At 71.4% G+C, this 15,975-nt stretch carries 13 protein-coding genes; 6 read left to right on the plus strand and 7 right to left on the minus strand.

Going from position 1 to position 15,975, the window contains the following annotated elements; genetic code table 11:
* The coding region (locus ABZ318_RS20145) for a serine hydrolase domain-containing protein (protein WP_356903827.1) at positions 1 to 1,043 on the plus strand (1,043 nt) is incomplete at its 5' end.
* A 3-nt stretch (positions 1,044 to 1,046) separates the two neighbouring features.
* On the opposite strand, the gene ABZ318_RS20150 is transcribed toward ABZ318_RS20145, so the two are convergent.
* The gene (locus ABZ318_RS20150; protein ID WP_356903828.1) at positions 1,047 to 2,051 is read right to left on the minus strand and encodes a hypothetical protein; all 1,005 of its coding nucleotides are present in this window, start codon (positions 2,049 to 2,051) and stop codon (positions 1,047 to 1,049) included.
* A 146-nt stretch (positions 2,052 to 2,197) separates the two neighbouring features.
* Positions 2,198 to 4,744, minus strand: coding sequence for an aminopeptidase N (gene pepN / locus ABZ318_RS20155; protein WP_356903829.1), 2,547 nt, complete (start codon positions 4,742 to 4,744; stop codon positions 2,198 to 2,200).
* 160 nt (positions 4,745 to 4,904) lie between these two features.
* Here pepN and ABZ318_RS20160 point away from each other — a divergent pair, with 160 nt between their 5' ends.
* On the plus strand, positions 4,905 to 5,540 hold the full coding sequence (locus ABZ318_RS20160) for a DsbA family protein (protein ID WP_356903830.1): 636 nt from the start codon (positions 4,905 to 4,907) through the stop codon (positions 5,538 to 5,540).
* A gap of 110 nt (positions 5,541 to 5,650) precedes the next feature.
* Here ABZ318_RS20160 and ABZ318_RS20165 read toward each other — a convergent pair whose 3' ends face one another.
* The 3 genes from ABZ318_RS20165 to ABZ318_RS20175 form a co-directional block, all read right to left on the minus strand.
* Positions 5,651 to 6,295, minus strand: coding sequence for a superoxide dismutase (locus ABZ318_RS20165; protein WP_356903831.1), 645 nt, complete (start codon positions 6,293 to 6,295; stop codon positions 5,651 to 5,653).
* A 174-nt stretch (positions 6,296 to 6,469) separates the two neighbouring features.
* Positions 6,470 to 7,882: an amino acid permease gene (locus tag ABZ318_RS20170; protein ID WP_356903832.1), complete on the minus strand. Its 1,413-nt coding sequence runs from the start codon at positions 7,880 to 7,882 to the stop codon at positions 6,470 to 6,472.
* Between the two features lie 116 nt (positions 7,883 to 7,998).
* Positions 7,999 to 9,387, minus strand: coding sequence for an amino acid permease (locus ABZ318_RS20175; RefSeq protein ID WP_356903833.1), 1,389 nt, complete (start codon positions 9,385 to 9,387; stop codon positions 7,999 to 8,001).
* 255 nt (positions 9,388 to 9,642) lie between these two features.
* On the opposite strand from ABZ318_RS20175, the gene ABZ318_RS20180 reads away from it, so the two are divergent.
* The gene (locus ABZ318_RS20180; protein WP_356903834.1) at positions 9,643 to 10,236 is read left to right on the plus strand and encodes a biotin transporter BioY; all 594 of its coding nucleotides are present in this window, start codon (positions 9,643 to 9,645) and stop codon (positions 10,234 to 10,236) included.
* A 73-nt stretch (positions 10,237 to 10,309) separates the two neighbouring features.
* Here ABZ318_RS20180 and ABZ318_RS20185 read toward each other — a convergent pair whose 3' ends face one another.
* A complete protein-coding gene (locus ABZ318_RS20185; RefSeq protein ID WP_356903835.1) occupies positions 10,310 to 11,761 on the minus strand; it encodes an amino acid permease in 1,452 nt (483 codons plus the stop codon).
* 196 nt (positions 11,762 to 11,957) lie between these two features.
* Between ABZ318_RS20185 and ABZ318_RS20190 the strand changes: the two genes are divergently transcribed.
* Together ABZ318_RS20190 and ABZ318_RS20195 are read left to right on the plus strand one after the other, a co-directional pair.
* Positions 11,958 to 12,452 (plus strand): ribose-5-phosphate isomerase, encoded by a 495-nt coding sequence (locus ABZ318_RS20190; protein ID WP_123452310.1) that lies wholly within the window; start codon positions 11,958 to 11,960, stop codon positions 12,450 to 12,452.
* Complete coding sequence (locus ABZ318_RS20195; protein WP_356903836.1) at positions 12,452 to 13,261, plus strand: DNA-formamidopyrimidine glycosylase family protein; 810 nt, start codon at positions 12,452 to 12,454, stop codon at positions 13,259 to 13,261. Before ABZ318_RS20190 ends, ABZ318_RS20195 begins: the two co-directional genes overlap by 1 nt.
* 155 nt (positions 13,262 to 13,416) lie before the next feature.
* Here ABZ318_RS20195 and ABZ318_RS20200 read toward each other — a convergent pair whose 3' ends face one another.
* Positions 13,417 to 14,646, minus strand: coding sequence for a GNAT family N-acetyltransferase (locus tag ABZ318_RS20200; protein ID WP_356903837.1), 1,230 nt, complete (start codon positions 14,644 to 14,646; stop codon positions 13,417 to 13,419).
* Positions 14,647 to 14,752: 106 nt separating this feature from the next.
* On the opposite strand from ABZ318_RS20200, the gene ABZ318_RS20205 reads away from it, so the two are divergent.
* The gene (locus ABZ318_RS20205; RefSeq protein ID WP_356903838.1) at positions 14,753 to 15,898 is read left to right on the plus strand and encodes a PP2C family protein-serine/threonine phosphatase; all 1,146 of its coding nucleotides are present in this window, start codon (positions 14,753 to 14,755) and stop codon (positions 15,896 to 15,898) included.
* The last annotated feature ends 77 nt before the right edge of the window (positions 15,899 to 15,975 follow it).

The raw sequence follows: 15,975 nt of genomic DNA on the forward strand, positions 1-15,975 counted from the left end.
GCCGAGCGGTACTACACGGCCGAGCGCGACCTGGCCGACGCCATGCTCGCGGACATCGAGGAGTTGCCGTCGCCCAGGCCCGCGACGGGCGCGACCGCTGGACCGGCACCGCCGGCGAGCGGAAGGGCAACGACCGCTACCGGGTCGGCTCCATCACCAAGACGTTCACCGCCACCGTCCTCCTCCAGCTCCAGGCGGAGGGCCGCATCGACCTCGACGACCGGGTCGAGAAGTGGCTCCCCGGCGTAGTCCGGGGCAACGGCCACGACGGCCGGAAGATCACCGTCCGTCAGCTCCTCAACCACACCAGCGGCATCTACAGCTACACCGAGGACCCCGCCTTCCAGGAGGAGGTCTTCGGTCCCGGCTTCCTGGAGCACCGCTACGACACCTGGACCCCGCGGCAGCTCGTCTCCGTCGCCATGGCCCACGAGCCGGACTTCGCCCCCGGCGGCGGCTGGAACTACTCCAACACCAACTTCGTCCTCGCCGGCATGGTGATCGAGAAGGTCACCGGCCGCCCCTACGGCAAGGCCGTCGAGAACAGGATCATCAAGCCGCTGAAGCTCCGCGCCACCACCGTCCCCGGGACCCGCTCGGCCATGCCGGAGCCCAGCAGCCCGGCGTACTCCAAGCTCTCCCGGGACGTGAACGCCCCCGTCCACGACGTCTCCGACCTCAACCCGAGCATCGCGGGCGCGGCCGGCGAGATCATCTCCGACTCCCGCGACCTGCAGACCTTCTACAGCGCCCTGCTCAAGGGCCGGCTCCTCACGAAGGACGGCCTGAAGGAGATGACCACCACGGTCGCGATCTCCCCCGAGCTCCCGAACGTCGGCTACGGCCTCGGGCTCATGAAGGAGAAGCTCAGCTGCGGAGTGGAGGTCTGGGGCCACGGCGGCGGCATCCACGGCTCCGTCTCCCTGGCCCACGTGACCCGCGACGGCGAGCACTCCCTCGCCGGCAACTTCAACGCCGACTGGACGGGCGGCGGCCAGAAGGTCATCGAGGCCGAGTTCTGCGGCACCGCCCCGAAGGGGTAGCGCTCACCGGGGCAGGACGACGACGTACGCGGCGGGCTGCCGGTCCGCCGCGGCCATCAGGGCCGTACGGACCACGGTGGCCTGCTGGTCCATCGCCTCGCGCAGCTTGCGCGGGGTGAGGTGGACGACCGTGATGCCGAGCCGCTCCAGGTGCTCCCGCTTGCGGGTGTACTCGGTCCACAGCTCGTCGTCGTCCTGCCGCGGCGCCCGGGTGTCCAGCTCCACGGCGACCGCCTGGTCGGGCCAGTAGGCGTCCACCCCGCCCAGGTGCGGGCCGCCCGGCAGCCGCAGGTCCACGTTCCACAGCGGGTCCGGCAGCGCGAACTCCCGCACCATCTCGTAGAGCCGCTGCTCGGAGAGCGAGCGTCCCTCGGCGAGCAGCGAGTCCACCGCGTCCACCACGTGCGGCCGGGAGAGCAGCCGGGCCCGGCTCAACTCCCGTACCACCGCGCCCGGTTCGCAGTGGCCGCCGCGGACGGCCTCGGTGAGCAGCCGGCGTACTGTCTCCGCGTCCGCGAGGCCCGACACCGCGTCGGCGACGGCGCGGGCGACCGGGGCGACGGGGACGCCCGTGAGCTCCACCGGCTCCGGCGACTCGGGGGCGCGCACCACCCGCACCCAGCCGGTCGAGCGCAGCCGCCGGGTGCGCGGCACCAGGACGTCGATCCGGTCCAGGGCGGTGAGCGGGGGAGCGGAGGAGAAGCGGTGCAGGGTCAGCGCGGCGAGTCCGGTGATCATCGCGTCGGGCCCCTGCGGGGGCACGGCTCCGGTCCTGCGGGCGTAGAGCAGCGCGGCCTTCAGCCGGTCCTCGCTGGTGGGCGGCCCGGGCTGGAGCAGGAAGACGCCGGGGAGCAGCTGCTGCCAGCCGCCGGGCCGGCAGTGCGCGGCGACCTCGGCGGCGGGGACGCCCTGTGCCCTCAACTGGTCGGCGGACGCGAGGCGCTGCGCACGACCGGTGCGGGAGGAGAGGGGGAGGGGGCGGGGGGTGATGGGGGTGTTGTGGTTCATGCCGGGGGTCTTCCGCTTCCGAAGGCTCCCCTAACCCCTGTTACACGTTCGTCGACATTTAGGGACAACCTCGCCCTAAAGTACGCACGTTCGAGTGCCGATGGGGGCCGCGGGCCGAAGCCCGCGACCCCCACCGCGCCGAGGCGTCACGCCACGCGACCGTCACACGCCTGCCCCCGCAGCGCCCGCGCCAGGTCGTCGCGCGCCTCCAGGACGAGGCGGCGCAGCGCCGGCGGGGCCGACTCGTGCTCCGACAGCCAGGCGTCCGTCGCCGCGAGCGTCGTCTCGTCGTCCTGGAGCCCCGGGAACAGGCCCCGGACCACGTCGATGCCGATCTGGATCGACCGCTCCTCCCACAGCCGCTCGATCGCCGCGAAGTACTTCTCCGCGTACGGCGCGATCAGTTCGCGCTGCGAGGGCTGGACAAAGCCCGCGATGACCGCCTCGACCAGCGCGTTCGACAGGGTGTCCGACTCGACGACCTGCGCCCAGGCCTGCGCCTTGACCGCGGCCGAGGGCCGCGAGGCGAGCAGGCGGGTCTGGTGGCGCTTGCCCGTGGCCGTGTCGTCCCGCGCCAGCTCCTCGTCGATCCGGGCCTCGTCCGCGCGGCCGTGGACGGCCAGCGGGGAGAGCAGCGCCCAGCGCAGCTCCTGGTCGACGTCGAGGCCGTCGATCTTCGCCGTGCCGTCGAGCAGCCCCTCCAGGAGCTGGAAGTCGGCCTCGGCGGAGGCGGTCGCCGCGAAGAACCGCGCCCAGGTCAGCTGGTGCTCGCTGCCCGGCTCGGCCAGGCGCAGCTCGCGCAGTCCGCCCTCGGCGAGCAGACGGCCGCCCTCCTCGCGCCACGCGGGCGCCGCGTAGTGGGTGACGGCCGACTTCGTCCAGGCGTGCACCATCTGGAGGACGCCGATGTCGGTCTCGCGGCCGGCGAAGGCGAGCGCGACGGAGACGAAGTCCCGGGCGGGCATGAGCCCGTCGCGGGTCAGGTTCCACAGCGCCGACCAGCACAGGGCGCGGGCCAGGGGGTCGGTGATGTCGCCGAGGTGCGCCCGGAGGGTCGCGAGCGAGCCCTCGTCGAAGCGGATCTTGCAGTAGGTCAGGTCGTCGTCGTTGACCAGCACCAGGTCGGGCTTCTCCTCGCCCGCGAGCCCGTCGACGACGGTCCGGACGCCGGTGATGTCGGCCTCGGCCCGCGCGTACCGCACGAGCTCCCCGCCGGAGAGCCGGTAGAGGCCGACGGCGGCGCGGTGCGGGCGGAGCTCGTCGCCCTCCTGGAGGACGGCGAGCTCGGTGATCCGGCCCTCCGCGTCGTAGGTGACGGCCGGGGTCAGGCTGTTGACGCCGGAGGTCTGGAGCCAGGACTTCGCCCAGACCTTCATGTCCCGCCCGGAGGTCTCCTCCAGGATCGAGAGGAGGTCCGCCAGGCGCGTGTTCCCGTAGGCGTGGCGCTTGAAGTAGCGGCGCGCGCCCTCCAGGAACGCGTCCCGCCCGGCGTACGCGACGAGCTGCTTGAGCACCGAGGCGCCCTTGGCGTACGTGATGCCGTCGAAGTTGAGCTTGGCGTCCTCCAGGTCACGGATGTCGGCCGTGATCGGGTGCGTGGACGGCAGCTGGTCGGCGCGGTAGGCCCAGGACTTCCGGTTGTTGGCGAAGGTCACCCAGCTGTTGGTGAAGCGGGTGGCCTCGGCGTTCACGAACGAGCCCATGAAGTCCGCGAAGGACTCCTTCAGCCACAGGTCGTCCCACCACACCATGGTGACCAGGTCGCCGAACCACATGTGCGCCATCTCGTGCAGGATGACGTTGGCCCGGCTCTCGTACGCGGCCTGAGTGACCTTGCCCCGGTAGATGTACTCCTCGCGGAAGGTCACCAGGCCCGGGTTCTCCATCGCGCCGAGGTTGTACTCGGGGACGAAGGCCTGGTCGTACTTCCCGAAGGGGTACGGGTAGTCGAAGTTGTCGTGGAAGAAGTCGAAGCCCTGCTTGGTGATCAGGAAGACGTCGTCGGCGTCGAAGTGCTTCGCGAGCGACTTGCGGCACATCGCGCCGAGCGGGATCTCCAGCTCGCCGCGCGTGTAGCTGTCGGTCACGTAGTGGTAGGGACCCGCCACGACGCACGTGATGTACGTGGAGATCGGCGCCGTCTCCGCGAACCGCCAGACGCCCCCGGCGTCCTGCTCGCCCGCGCCGTTCGACCAGACCGTCCAGCCCTCCGGCGCGGTCACCGCGAAGCGGTACGGCGCCTTGAGGTCGGGCTGCTCGAAGTTGGCGTACACCCGGCGGGCGTCGGCCGGCTCGTACTGCGTGTAGAGGTAGACCTCGCCGTCCTCCGGGTCGACGAAGCGGTGCATGCCCTCGCCGGTGCGGCTGTAGGCGCACTGCGCGTCCACCACGAGCGTGTTCTCGTCGGCGAGGCCGTCGAGCGCGATCCGCGCGCCGTCGAAGACCACCGCGGGGTCGAGGGAGCGGCCGTTGAGCGTGACCGCGTTCACCGAGGGGGCGATCAGGTCGACGAACGTGCTCGTGCCCTCGCCGGTGCGGCGGAACCGGATCGTCGTCCGTGAGCGGAAGGTGCGCACCGCCTCGGCGGACTCGCCGACCGCCGACCGCAGGTCGAGGACGACCTCGTACCCGTCGACGGACAGCAGCGCGGCCCGCTCGTGGGCCTCGTCGCGGGACAGATTCTCACCGGGCACGGTCACTCCTTCGTGGCGCGTTCGAAACAGCACCGATCCTCCCATGTGCCACTGTCACGCGGCACACGGCGATCCCGACGTGGCGGGAATGGGACCGGGCCCCGGTGGCGTTGCCTCCTTTCGGCGCACCACCCGCATCACGGCCTTACCGAGGAGTGACATGTCCGAGAGCAGGACCACCGCCGACTTCTACTTCGACCCGCTGTGCCCGTGGGCCTGGATGACCTCCCGGTGGATGCTGGAGGTGGAGCAGGTGCGCCCGGTCGACGTGCGCTGGAAGGTCATGAGCCTGGCGGTGCTCAACGAGAACCGGCTCGACGAGCTCCCCGCCGAGTACCGCGACATGCTGGAGACCAAGGCCTGGGGCCCGGTCCGCGTGGTGATCGCCGCCCAGCAGCTGCACGGCGACGAGGTCGTCGGCAAGCTCTACACGGCGCTCGGCACCCGCTTCCACAACAACAACGAGGGCCCGACCCGCGAGGCGATCGTCGGCGCCCTGAAGGACGTCGGCCTGCCCGAGGACCTGGTGGACTTCGCCGACAAGGACACGTACGACACCGAGCTCCGCGCCTCCCACGAGGAGGGCATCGGGAAGGTCGGCCAGGACGTCGGCACCCCGGTCATCTCGGTGCCGGGCCCGACGGGCGACGAGGTCGCCTTCTTCGGCCCCGTCGTCACCCCGACCCCGCGCGGCGAGGCGGCGGCCCGGCTGTGGGACGGCACGCTGCTCGTGGCGTCGACGCCGGGCTTCTACGAGATCAAGCGCACCCGCACGGCGGCGCCGAGCTTCGAGTAGTCGCCCGCGTACGGCAGACGGCCCCCGCGATTCACGTCATCGCGGGGGCCGTCCTCTTTTCCGCCTGCCCGGTGAAGGTTGAGAAGACGATCACGAGCAGGAGCCGGGGGTCAGAAGGAGATCAGCGGAACGCTCGCCTTCGCCGACAGGTAGCGCCGGTGCACGTCCTGCCAGTTGACGACCTGCCACATGGCCTCGATGAAGTCGACCTTCTGGTTCTTGTACTGCAGGTAGAAGGCGTGCTCCCAGGCGTCGAAGACCAGGATCGGGACCGAGCCCTGGCCGACGTTGCCCTGGTGGTCGTAGACCTGCTCGACGATGAGCCGGCCGCTGATCGGCTCGTACGCGAGGACGCCCCAGCCGGAGCCCTGGGTGGTCGCGGAGGCCTTGGTCAGCTGGGCCTTGAACTTCGCGAAGGAGCCGAAGGACTCGGTGATCGCGTCCGCGAGCTCGCCGACGCCGTCGGCGGCGAGCGGCTCGCCGCCGCCCCCGTCCTTCGGGCTGTTCATGTTGTTCCAGTAGATGGAGTGGAGGATGTGCCCGGAGAGGTGGAACGCGAGGTTCTTCTCCAGGCCGTTGATCGCACCCCACTGGTCCTTGTCGCGCGCCTCTTCCAGCTGCTCCAGGGTGTCGTTCGCACCCTTGACGTAGGCGGCGTGGTGCTTGTCGTGGTGCAGCTCGATGATCTGCGGATTGATCACCGGCTCCAGCGCCGCGTAGTCGTACGGCAGCTCCGGAAGTGTGTAGATCGCCATGTGCCCGAGCCCTTCGACGGCTTATTGCAACCTCTATGCAAGTGCAGGCTAGCAGCAGGTGTGGGGGAAGTTGATCAGCCCTTCGTCCTAGGTCCCGCGCCCCGGCTTCCTCCGGGCATGACGAGACCCCCGGACCGAGCGGTGGTCCGGGGGTCTCGTCGTACGGGGGAGGGCTCAGGAAGCCCGGTCGGCCGCCGTCTTCTGGCGCACGAAGCCGACCACGGCCAGCAGCAGCGTCAGACCGCCCGTCCAGTACAGCTGCACCCGGGTGCCCTCCTCGCGCGCCATCAGGACGAAGATCGCCGCCATGCCGGCCAGCGCCACCCACGTCAGCGCCGGGAAGGCCCACATCCGCACGACCAGCTTCTCGGGCGCCTCGCGCTCGGTGCGGCGGCGCAGCACCAGCTGGGAGGCGGCGATGAAGAACCAGACGACCAGGATGATCGCGCCGATGGTGTTGAGCAGCCAGATGAACGCCTTGTCCGGCGACCAGTAGCTCAGCAGCACACAGCCGAAGCCGACGACGGAGGAGACGAGCACGGCCGGGCGCGGCACCCCGGCGTACAGCCTGCCCAGCGCCTTCGGGCCCTGGCCGCGCGCGACCAGCGAGCCGGCCATGCGGGAGGCGCCGTAGATGTTGGCGTTCATCGCCGAGAGCAGGGCGACGAGCACGACCACGTTCATGATCTGGCCGGCCGCCGGGATGCCCAGGTGGTCGAGGGTGGCGACGTACGGGCCCTTCTCGACGACCGCCTCGTCGCCCCACGGGACGAGGGTGACGATGACCGCCATGGAGCCGATGTAGAAGAGCGCGATCCGCCACATCGCCGTACGGACGGCCTTGGCGACGCCCTGCACCGGGTGCTCCGACTCGGCCGCCGCGATGGTGACCGTCTCCAGGCCGCCGTACGCGAAGACGGAGGCCAGCAGGCCCACGATCAGGCCCTCGGAGCCGTGCGGGAAGAAGCCGCCGTCGCCGCTGAGGTTCGCGGTGCCGGGCGCGTCCGTGCCGGGCAGGACGCCGACGATGGCGAGGACGCCGATGCCGAGGAAGAGGACGATCGCGCCGACCTTGAGCGCCGCGAACCAGAACTCGAACTCGCCGAAGTTCTTCACCGCCGCCAGGTTGGTGGCGCAGAAGACCACCATGAAGAGCGCGACCCAGGCCCACTCGGGACTGCCCGGGAACCAGCCCGTCATGATCTTCGCGGCGCCGATGCCCTCCAGGCCGACGGCGACGCAGAGCAGGAACCAGAAGGCCCAGCCCGAGGTGAAGCCCGCCCAGGAGCCGAAGGCCCGCTCGGCGTGGACGGAGAAGGAGCCGGAGGCCGGGTTCGCGGCCGACATCTCGCCGAGCATCCGCATCACGAGCATGACGAGCACGCCCGAGATCGCGTAGGCGATGACGATCGAGGGCCCGGCGGCGGCGATGCCCGCGCCGGAGCCGACGAAGAGCCCGGCGCCGATGACCCCGCCGAGGGCGATCATCGAGAGATGGCGCTGCTTGAGGCCGTGCGAGAGGCCCTCGGCAGCTGCGGTCGCGCCGTCCTTGCGGTCGGCCGGCGCGGGCGCGGTGGTCCGAGACATGGGCGAACCCTGTTCACTAGCTGAGACGGGGAGGAAGCCCACAGTGTGGGTGGGCGCGCCGCTCAGAGGGAACCGGAGTCCGCTATACGGGCACGACCTTCACACAAGGTGAAGATTCAGTTCCCGTTCGTGCGCAGCTCCCGCGCCCACGCCACGAGGAGGACGACCCCGGTCGCCCCCGCCGACCACAGCACCTGCGGCCGCGCCCCGTCGTCGAACAGCATCAGGACGACCACCGCGCCCATCGCGGCGAGCGCCACCCACGTCAGCCACGGGAAGCCCCACATCCGCAGGGACAGCGTCTCCGGCGCCTCCCGCTCGATCCGGCGCCGCAGCCGCAGCTCCGAGACCGCGATGAGCGCCCAGACGAAGAGGAGCACCGCCCCGACCGCGTTGAGCATGTACAGGAAGACGGAATCCGGCCACTTGAGATTCAGCAGGACGGAGACGAAGCCGAAGGCCACGGAGGCGAGCACCGCCCGGCGCGGCACGCCCCCGCGGTCCACCGTGAGCAGCCCCTTCGGCGCCTCCCCGCGCTCCGCCAGCGAGAACACCATCCGGGACGAGCCGTACAGGTTCGCGTTGAGCGCCGAGAGCAGCGCCACGAACACCACCACGTTCATGATCTGGCCCGCCGCCGGCACCCCGAGCGCGTCCAGGACCGCCACGTACGGCGACTCGCCCGGCTTCATCGAGGTCCACGGCAGCAGCGTCACGATGACCAGCATCGAGCCCACGTAGAAGAGCAGGATCCGCCAGACCGCGCTGCGCACCGCCCGCGCCACGTTCCGCGCCGGGTCGTCGGACTCGGCCGCCGCGATGGTGACGACCTCCAGGCCGCCGAAGGCGAAGACGACCGCCAGGACCCCGGAGACCACCCCCGACCAGCCGTTCGGCAGGAACCCGCCCTGGCCGGTCAGGTTCGCGAGCCCCACCGGATCCCCAGAGGAAATGGACGCCGCGGGCAGCCAGCCCGCGATCGCGAGCACGCCGAGCACCAGGAAGAGGACGATCGCGCCGACCTTGAGCGCCGCGAACCAGAACTCGAACTCGCCGAAGTTCTTCACCGCCGCCAGGTTGGCCAGGGTGAACACGATCATGAAGACCAGCACCCAGCCCCACTGCGGCACCCCCGGCACCCAGCCGTGCGCGATCCGCGCCGCGCCCGTCGCCTCCACGGCGAGGACGACGACCAGCAGGAACCAGTACAGCCAGCCCACCGAGAAGCCCGCCCAGCGGCCGAGCGCGCGCTCCGCGTGCACCGAGAACGCGCCCGAGGCGGGCATCGCCGCCGACATCTCGCCGAGCATCCGCATGACCAGCATCGCGAGCGCGCCGGCGATCAGGTACGAGACCACGATGCCGGGCCCGGCGACGGCGATGCCGGCGCCCGAGCCGACGAAGAGCCCGGCGCCGATCACACCGCCGAGCCCCAGCATCGTCAGATGACGCTGCTTCAGGCCGTGGGAGAGGGGCTCCGGTTCGGGAGCGAGGGGGTCGTGCATGTGGGGGCTCGTGCTCTCTGGCGGTTTATGGAGACCCCACAGTCTCTCCAGTGAACATCCCCCGGTGCAAAAGGGACCTCCGCGCACGAGTTCCAAGTGACAAGCGTCACGTGGCACGAGGTGTGATCGGCGCGGTTTGTTCGATCTCCACGAAGCGCTCGACCGACGCTTTGTCGGCGGCTGACGGTGATCGGCCGTTCACACCTGGCATACCGTCAACCTGTCCCTCCCACCCTCACCCTCCGCGGAGTACCGATGAGCACCGCCGCCGCCCCCGTCCGCACCCTCCGGGCGGGCACCGTCCTCGCCGACCTCGTCCCGGCGAGCCGCGCCCGCGACATCGCCCTGGTCGTCGGCGGCGCCGCCCTCACCGGCCTCGCCGCGCAGATCTCGGTCCCGGTCCCCGGCTCCCCGGTCCCGGTCTCCGGCCAGACCTTCGCCGCCCTGCTCGTCGGCACCGCGCTCGGCGCCCGCCGCGGCTTCCTCGCCCTCGCCCTGTACGCGGTCGCGGGCATGGCGGGCGTCCCGTGGTTCGCCGAGGCCTCCTCCGGCTACGCCATGCCGACCTTCGGCTACATCCTCGGCATGCTCCTCGCCTCGACCGTCGTCGGCGCCCTCGCCCGCCGCGGCGCCGACCGCTCCGTGCTGCGCACGGCCGGCGCCATGGTGCTGGGCTCCGCGATCATCTACGCGGTCGGCGTGCCGTACCTGGCCCTCGCCACCGGCATGACCCTCGGCAAGGCCGTCGCCCTCGGCCTCACCCCGTTCCTCGTCGGCGACGCCCTCAAGGCCGCGCTCGCCATGGGCGTCCTGCCGGCCGCCTGGAAGCTCGTCGGCCGCAAGGGCTGAACGACGGCCGACGTACGCGAAGGGCCCTGCCGCTCGGGGGAGCGGCAGGGCCCTTTCGTACGCCTGGGGGGAACTACACGCGCTCGAGCTCCTCGGCGCCGGTGTTCCTGCCGAGCCGCTGGCGGACCACGGCGATCGCCATCACGAGCGCGGCCACGAGCAGGGACAGCACGACCTGCTCGCGGTTGCTGCCGCCGTCGTAGACCATGTAGCCGAGGACGGCGACGATCATGGCGATGGTCGCCCAGGTCAGGTACGGGAAGAGCCACATCCGGACGACCAGCTTCTCCGGCGACTCCCGCAGGATGATCCCGCGCATCCGCAGCTGGGTCACGCAGATGACCAGCCAGACGAAGAGCGCGACGGCGCCGGAGGAGTTGAGCAGGAAGGCGAAGACGGTGTCCGGCCACTTGTAGTTGAAGAAGACCGCGACGAAGCCGAAGACCACCGAGGACAGGATCGCGGCCGTCGGCACGCCCCGCGCGTTGGTCTTCGCGAAGGCCTTCGGCGCGTCACCGCGCTGCCCGAGCGAGAAGGCCATGCGGGAGGCCGTGTAGAGGCCCGAGTTGAGGCAGGACAGGACGGCCGTCAGGACGATCACGTTCATGATCTGGCCGGCGTGCGGGATGCCGATGGAGTCGAGGGCGGCGACGTACGAGCCCTTGTCGACGATCGACTTGTCGTTCCACGGCAGCAGCGTCAGGACCACGAAGATCGAGCCCAGGTAGAAGACGCCGATCCGCCAGATCACGCTGTTGGTGGCCTTGGTCACGGCGCGCTGCGGGTCCTCGGACTCGCCGGCGGCCAGGGTGACGATCTCGCTGCCCATGAAGGAGAAGACGACCATCAGGACACCGGTGAGGACCGCGCCCGCGCCCATCGGGAAGAAGCCCCCGGCGTCCGTGAGGTGCGCGAATCCGGCACCCGGGTTGTCCGAGCCGGGCAGCACGCCGAAGACGGCGAGCAGGCCGATGACGACGAAGGCGGAGATGGCGACGACCTTGATGCCGGCGAACCAGAACTCGAACTCGCCGTACGAGGCGACGGAGCCCAGGTTGGTCGCGGTCAGCACCACCATCACGATGAGCGCCCAGCCCCACTGCGGCACGGCCGGGATCCAGCCCTCCAGGATCTTGGCGCCCGCGGTCGCCTCGACGGCGAGGACGACGACCCAGAAGAACCAGTACAGCCAGCCGATCGTGAAACCGGCCCAGCGGCCGAGCGCCCGGTCGGCGTAGGCCGAGAAGGAACCGGAGGACGGCCGGGCGGCGGCCATCTCGCCCAGCATCCGCATCACGAAGACGACCATGGCGCCGACGAGTGCGTACGAGAGGAGGATCGCGGGGCCGGCGGCGGCGATGCCGGAGCCGGAGCCGACGAAGAGGCCGGCGCCGATGACGCCGCCGATCGCGATCATCGACAGGTGGCGGTTCTTGAGCCCGGCCTTGAGGCCGTCGGAGGACTGCGAGGGCCCGGTGGTGCCGGTCTCCTGGCCGTCCTTCGGCAGGGTCGGTTGCGTGTTCATCGACGCTTCCTCGTGTGTGGGGGGTGCTCGGATCGCGAGCCCGAGCATTCAACCCCGTCAACAGGGATGATCGGAAGACCTCGTTCCGGATCGTTGTACGGGCGACCTCGCGAGAGTCGAAGGTCCGTACCGGGTCGGGTGAAGGTCCCGACCCCGCTGCCTGCTACCCGGCCCCTGACGTGCCACACTCGGCATCATGCGCGTCTATATCGGTTCCGACCACGCCGGCTTTGAACTAAAGAACCACCTCGTCGAGTGGCTCAAGGCCCACGGCCACGAGCCCGTCGACTGCGGCCCCCACATCTACGACGCCCTCGACGACTACCCGCCGTTCTGCCTGCGTGCCGCCGAGAAGACGGCCGCGGACCCGGACAGCCTGGGCATCGTCATCGGCGGCTCCGGCAACGGCGAGCAGATCGCCGCGAACAAGGTGAAGGGGGTGCGCGCCGCCCTCGCCTGGAGCGAGCAGACCGCCGCCCTCGGCCGCGAGCACAACAACGCCAACGTGATCTCCGTCGGCGGCCGGATGCACACCCGGGAAGAGGCGACCAAGTTCGTCGAGATCTTCCTGAACACGCCGTACTCGGGTGACGAGCGTCACACCCGCCGGATCGACATGCTCACCGCGTACGAGAACACCGGCGAGCTCCCCCCGATCCCGGCGCACCACCCGCAGGAGCCGACCGCCTGATGCCCGAAGGGCACACCATCCACCGGCTGGCCGCCGACCACCGCGAGCGGTTCGGCGGCCGGCCCGTGCGCGTCTCCAGCCCGCAGGGCAAGTTCGCCGACTCGGCGGCCCTGCTCGACGGCACCGTCCTGGAGACCGCCGAAGCCCACGGCAAGCACCTCTTCCTCGCCTTCGCGGGCGGGGAATGGATCCACATCCACCTGGGCCTCTTCGGCAAGGTGAACTTCGGCGACGCCCCGGCCCCGCCGCCCACGGACACGGTCCGCCTGCGCATCGCCGACGGGGACGGTTACGTCGATCTGCGCGGCCCGACGACCTGCGCGCTGATCACGGACGCCGAGAAGCAGGCGATACACGACCGGCTCGGCCCGGACCCGCTCCGGGAGGACGACGACCCGGCGAAGGCCTGGCACCGGATCTCGAAGTCCCGCACGACGATCGCCGCCCTCCTCATGGACCAGAAGGTCATCGCGGGCGTCGGCAACGTCTACCGCGCCGAGGTCCTCTTCCGGCACGGCATCGACCCGTACCGCGCGGGCAAGGACCTCACCGCGGGGGAGTGGGCCGTGATCTGGGAGGACCTGGCGGTCCTCATGCGCGAGGGCGTCCGCCTGAACCGCATCGACACGGTCCGCCCCGAACACACCCCCGAGGCCATGGGCCGCCCGCCCCGCGTGGACGACCACGGCGGCGAGGTCTACGTCTACCGCCGCGCGAACATGCCGTGCCACGTCTGCGGGGACGAGATCCGCACGGCGGACCTGGCCGCCCGCAACCTCTTCTGGTGCCCAGGCTGCCAAAAGGCCTAGTTGCGGGCCGCCGCCCGCTGATCCCGTTGTGGGCATACGTTCCGCCGGGGCGAGGGGGTCCCCCTGCTCGAGCGAAGCCGAGAGCTTGGGGGAGGGTGGGCACAACGCCCCAGGGCGCTGCCCGCCCCCGTCACGCCCACCCCCAGGACCCGCTCCTAGAACCCGTGCGGCAGCCAAGGCGCGACGGGAGACCCGAACGCGACGGACGCCTCCACGAGCGCCCCCTCCCGAAGCTCCCGCACCCTCCCGGCGGAGGCGAGGGACACCAACGAGGTCCCACCCAGATACGCGGCCCCCAACTCCCGCACGGACAGCGCGAGATCCGCAGGATCGGAGGTACGGACACAGGCCGCCCCCTTCGCGTCCCCCGTCAACCTCCACCGCCCCTCGTTCCAGGGACAGAACGCGTCCGCGACCTCGAACACCACGTCCACCGGCGCCTGGTACGTCCGCGCCTCCAGCGCCGCGCCCACCTCCACGAGCCGCACGTGCATGGCGTCCCGCAGCGTCGGCTCGCACCGCCGCACGTCGCTCACCAGGTGCTGCCAGCCGTCGTCCACGGGCCGGCTGCGGAGCCGTACCCGCGAGGTCAGGTCCACCGAGCAGAGGAACCGCCACAGCGCCGCCTCGGCCGCCGGGTCGAGTCCCATCAGCTGGTGCACGGTCACGGAACCCTCGGCCCCGGCGGGCGACCAGTCCGGCTTGATCGCGTAGTGCGCGAACCCCACGACCTCCCCGCCCCGCTCCGCGAGCACGCCGAGCAGCGGCGAAGCCCCCTCCCGCTCGTCCGGCGGGTCGAGCAGCGGCTTCCGCTCCCACTCCGGCCGCCGCGCGAGCATGCCGGGCCGCGCCGGCACCAGCTTCGCGTAGACCGCCTCGCACACCGCGGAGGACTCCGTCGGGTCGGCCGTGCGCAGGGAGACCCCGTCGGTGCCCTCCGGCACCGTGAGCCGCACCCGGGTCGTGTCGATCGTCGCGTGCACCGCGTACGCGCCGACGCCGTAACCGAACCGCCCGTAGATCTCCGGCTCCGACGCCGTCAGCACGGCCAGCGACTCGCCCGCCGCCCGCAGGTCGTCCAGCTGCCGCCGCATCATCGACGTCAGGATCCCGCGCCGCCGGTGCGTCCCGGCCACGCTCACCAGCGTCACCCCGCCCGCCGGGACCGACGCCCCGCCCGGCACCGTGAGCCGGAACGTGAACGCCCCCGCCGTCCCCACGCACAGGTCACCGTCCCAGGCACCCAGGAAACGGTCGAACTCGGTCAGATCGCGCCACAGCTGCCGCGCCTCCGGGGCCTCCGGCACACCCCCGAACGCGAGTTCAAACACCCCGAACCAGCGATCCCACTCCGACGGGTCGAGAACCCGCAGTTCAGTCGTCATATGCCATCGATATCAGCGCCGCACGCCCGGGGCGACCCGTTTTCAGGCACATTGTCACAGGGGTGCCCCTGCACGATGTCCGACGGGATGGATAGGGTCCAGGCCAATGGGACAGCGCGCCGGAATGAACACGTACGCGGCCCGGACACGCAGGCGCGTGCGCCGGGCCCGCGTCGCGCTGCGCAGATCCGCCGTCGACTACTTCCGCGGCGACGGCGCGGACTGGCTCGCCTTCGCCGGACTCCTCCTGATGATCCCCGCCATCGCCTGGGGAACCCTCGTCGACCCCGTCTGGTGCGCGCCCGCCGCGCTCGCCCTGCCCATCGTGGCCGGCGGCCTGCTGCTGCGCCCCGCCAGCCTGCTCGCCCTGTACGCGGCCGCCGCGGGCGCCCTCATCGTCGAGTCCGTCGTCCTCGGCCCGTACACCCAGGGCCCGGCCCGGGTCACCCCCGGCACCGTCCTGGTCGTCGCCGCCTGCGGACTCTTCGGGCTGCTCATCGCCCAGTTCCGCGCCCGGGTCGGCGTGCCCTGGCGGCGCGGCGGCACCATGCTCTTCGACCTGCGCGAGCGCATCCGCGTCCAGAGCGCGCTGCCCCGGCTCCCCCAGGGCTGGCACCGCGAGATGGCGCTGCGCCCGGCCGGCGGCCAGTCCTTCTCGGGCGACTTCGTCGTCGCCGCCCGCACCCACGGCGGGCGCACCCTGGAGGTCGTCCTCACCGACGTCTCCGGCAAGGGCATGGACGCGGCCTCCCGCTCCCTGCTGCTCTCCGGCGCCTTCGGCGGACTCCTCGGCTCGCTGCCGCCGCACGGCTTCCTCCCGGCGGCCAACGGCTACCTGCTCCGGCAGAACTGGGACGAGGGCTTCGCCACCTCGATCCACCTCGTCCTCGACCTGGAGTCCGGCGACTACGAGCTCTTCTCGGCCGGCCACCTGCCCGCCCTCCAGCTCCACGCCGGCAGCGGCCGCTGGGAGGAGAAGGCCGCCGACGGCCCCCTCCTCGGCGTGTACGACGGGGCCGAGTTCCACCCGGTCAAGGGCTCGCTGCGCCCCGGCGACGTCCTCATGCTCTTCACGGACGGGCTGGTCGAGGCCGCCGACCGGGACATCGCCGAGGGCATCGACCGCCTCACCGGCGAGGCCGACCGCTGTGTCGCCGAAGGCTTCGAGGGCGTCGCCTGGCACCTGATCGAGGCCGTCGCCAAGGACGTCAACGACGACCGGGCCCTGCTGCTCCTCTCCCGCCCCGCCTGACCGCCCGCCCGCCCGCTACGTGATCTTCTGCACGACGGTTCGTCACCGGGCAGCGAGGGCAAGGGGGTTGATGGCAC

This window comes from Streptomyces sp. NPDC006197 (assembly GCF_040613865.1).
GTDB lineage: Bacteria > Actinomycetota > Actinomycetes > Streptomycetales > Streptomycetaceae > Streptomyces.

Excerpts from the sequence above, each read along its gene's own strand:
- ABZ318_RS20180 (WP_356903834.1), top strand. The coding sequence starts at position 9,643 with ATGAGCACCGCCGCCGCCCCCGTCCGCACCCTCCGGGCGGGCACCGTC.
- ABZ318_RS20150 (WP_356903828.1), bottom strand. The coding sequence starts at position 2,051 with ATGAACCACAACACCCCCATCACCCCCCGCCCCCTCCCCCTCTCCTCC.
- ABZ318_RS20195 (WP_356903836.1), top strand. The coding sequence starts at position 12,452 with ATGCCCGAAGGGCACACCATCCACCGGCTGGCCGCCGACCACCGCGAG.
- ABZ318_RS20170 (WP_356903832.1), bottom strand. The coding sequence starts at position 7,882 with ATGTCTCGGACCACCGCGCCCGCGCCGGCCGACCGCAAGGACGGCGCG.
- ABZ318_RS20175 (WP_356903833.1), bottom strand. The coding sequence starts at position 9,387 with ATGCACGACCCCCTCGCTCCCGAACCGGAGCCCCTCTCCCACGGCCTG.
- ABZ318_RS20165 (WP_356903831.1), bottom strand. The coding sequence starts at position 6,295 with ATGGCGATCTACACACTTCCGGAGCTGCCGTACGACTACGCGGCGCTG.
- ABZ318_RS20190 (WP_123452310.1), top strand. The coding sequence starts at position 11,958 with ATGCGCGTCTATATCGGTTCCGACCACGCCGGCTTTGAACTAAAGAAC.
- ABZ318_RS20160 (WP_356903830.1), top strand. The coding sequence starts at position 4,905 with ATGTCCGAGAGCAGGACCACCGCCGACTTCTACTTCGACCCGCTGTGC.
- ABZ318_RS20205 (WP_356903838.1), top strand. The coding sequence starts at position 14,753 with ATGGGACAGCGCGCCGGAATGAACACGTACGCGGCCCGGACACGCAGG.
- ABZ318_RS20185 (WP_356903835.1), bottom strand. The coding sequence starts at position 11,761 with ATGAACACGCAACCGACCCTGCCGAAGGACGGCCAGGAGACCGGCACC.
- ABZ318_RS20200 (WP_356903837.1), bottom strand. The coding sequence starts at position 14,646 with ATGACGACTGAACTGCGGGTTCTCGACCCGTCGGAGTGGGATCGCTGG.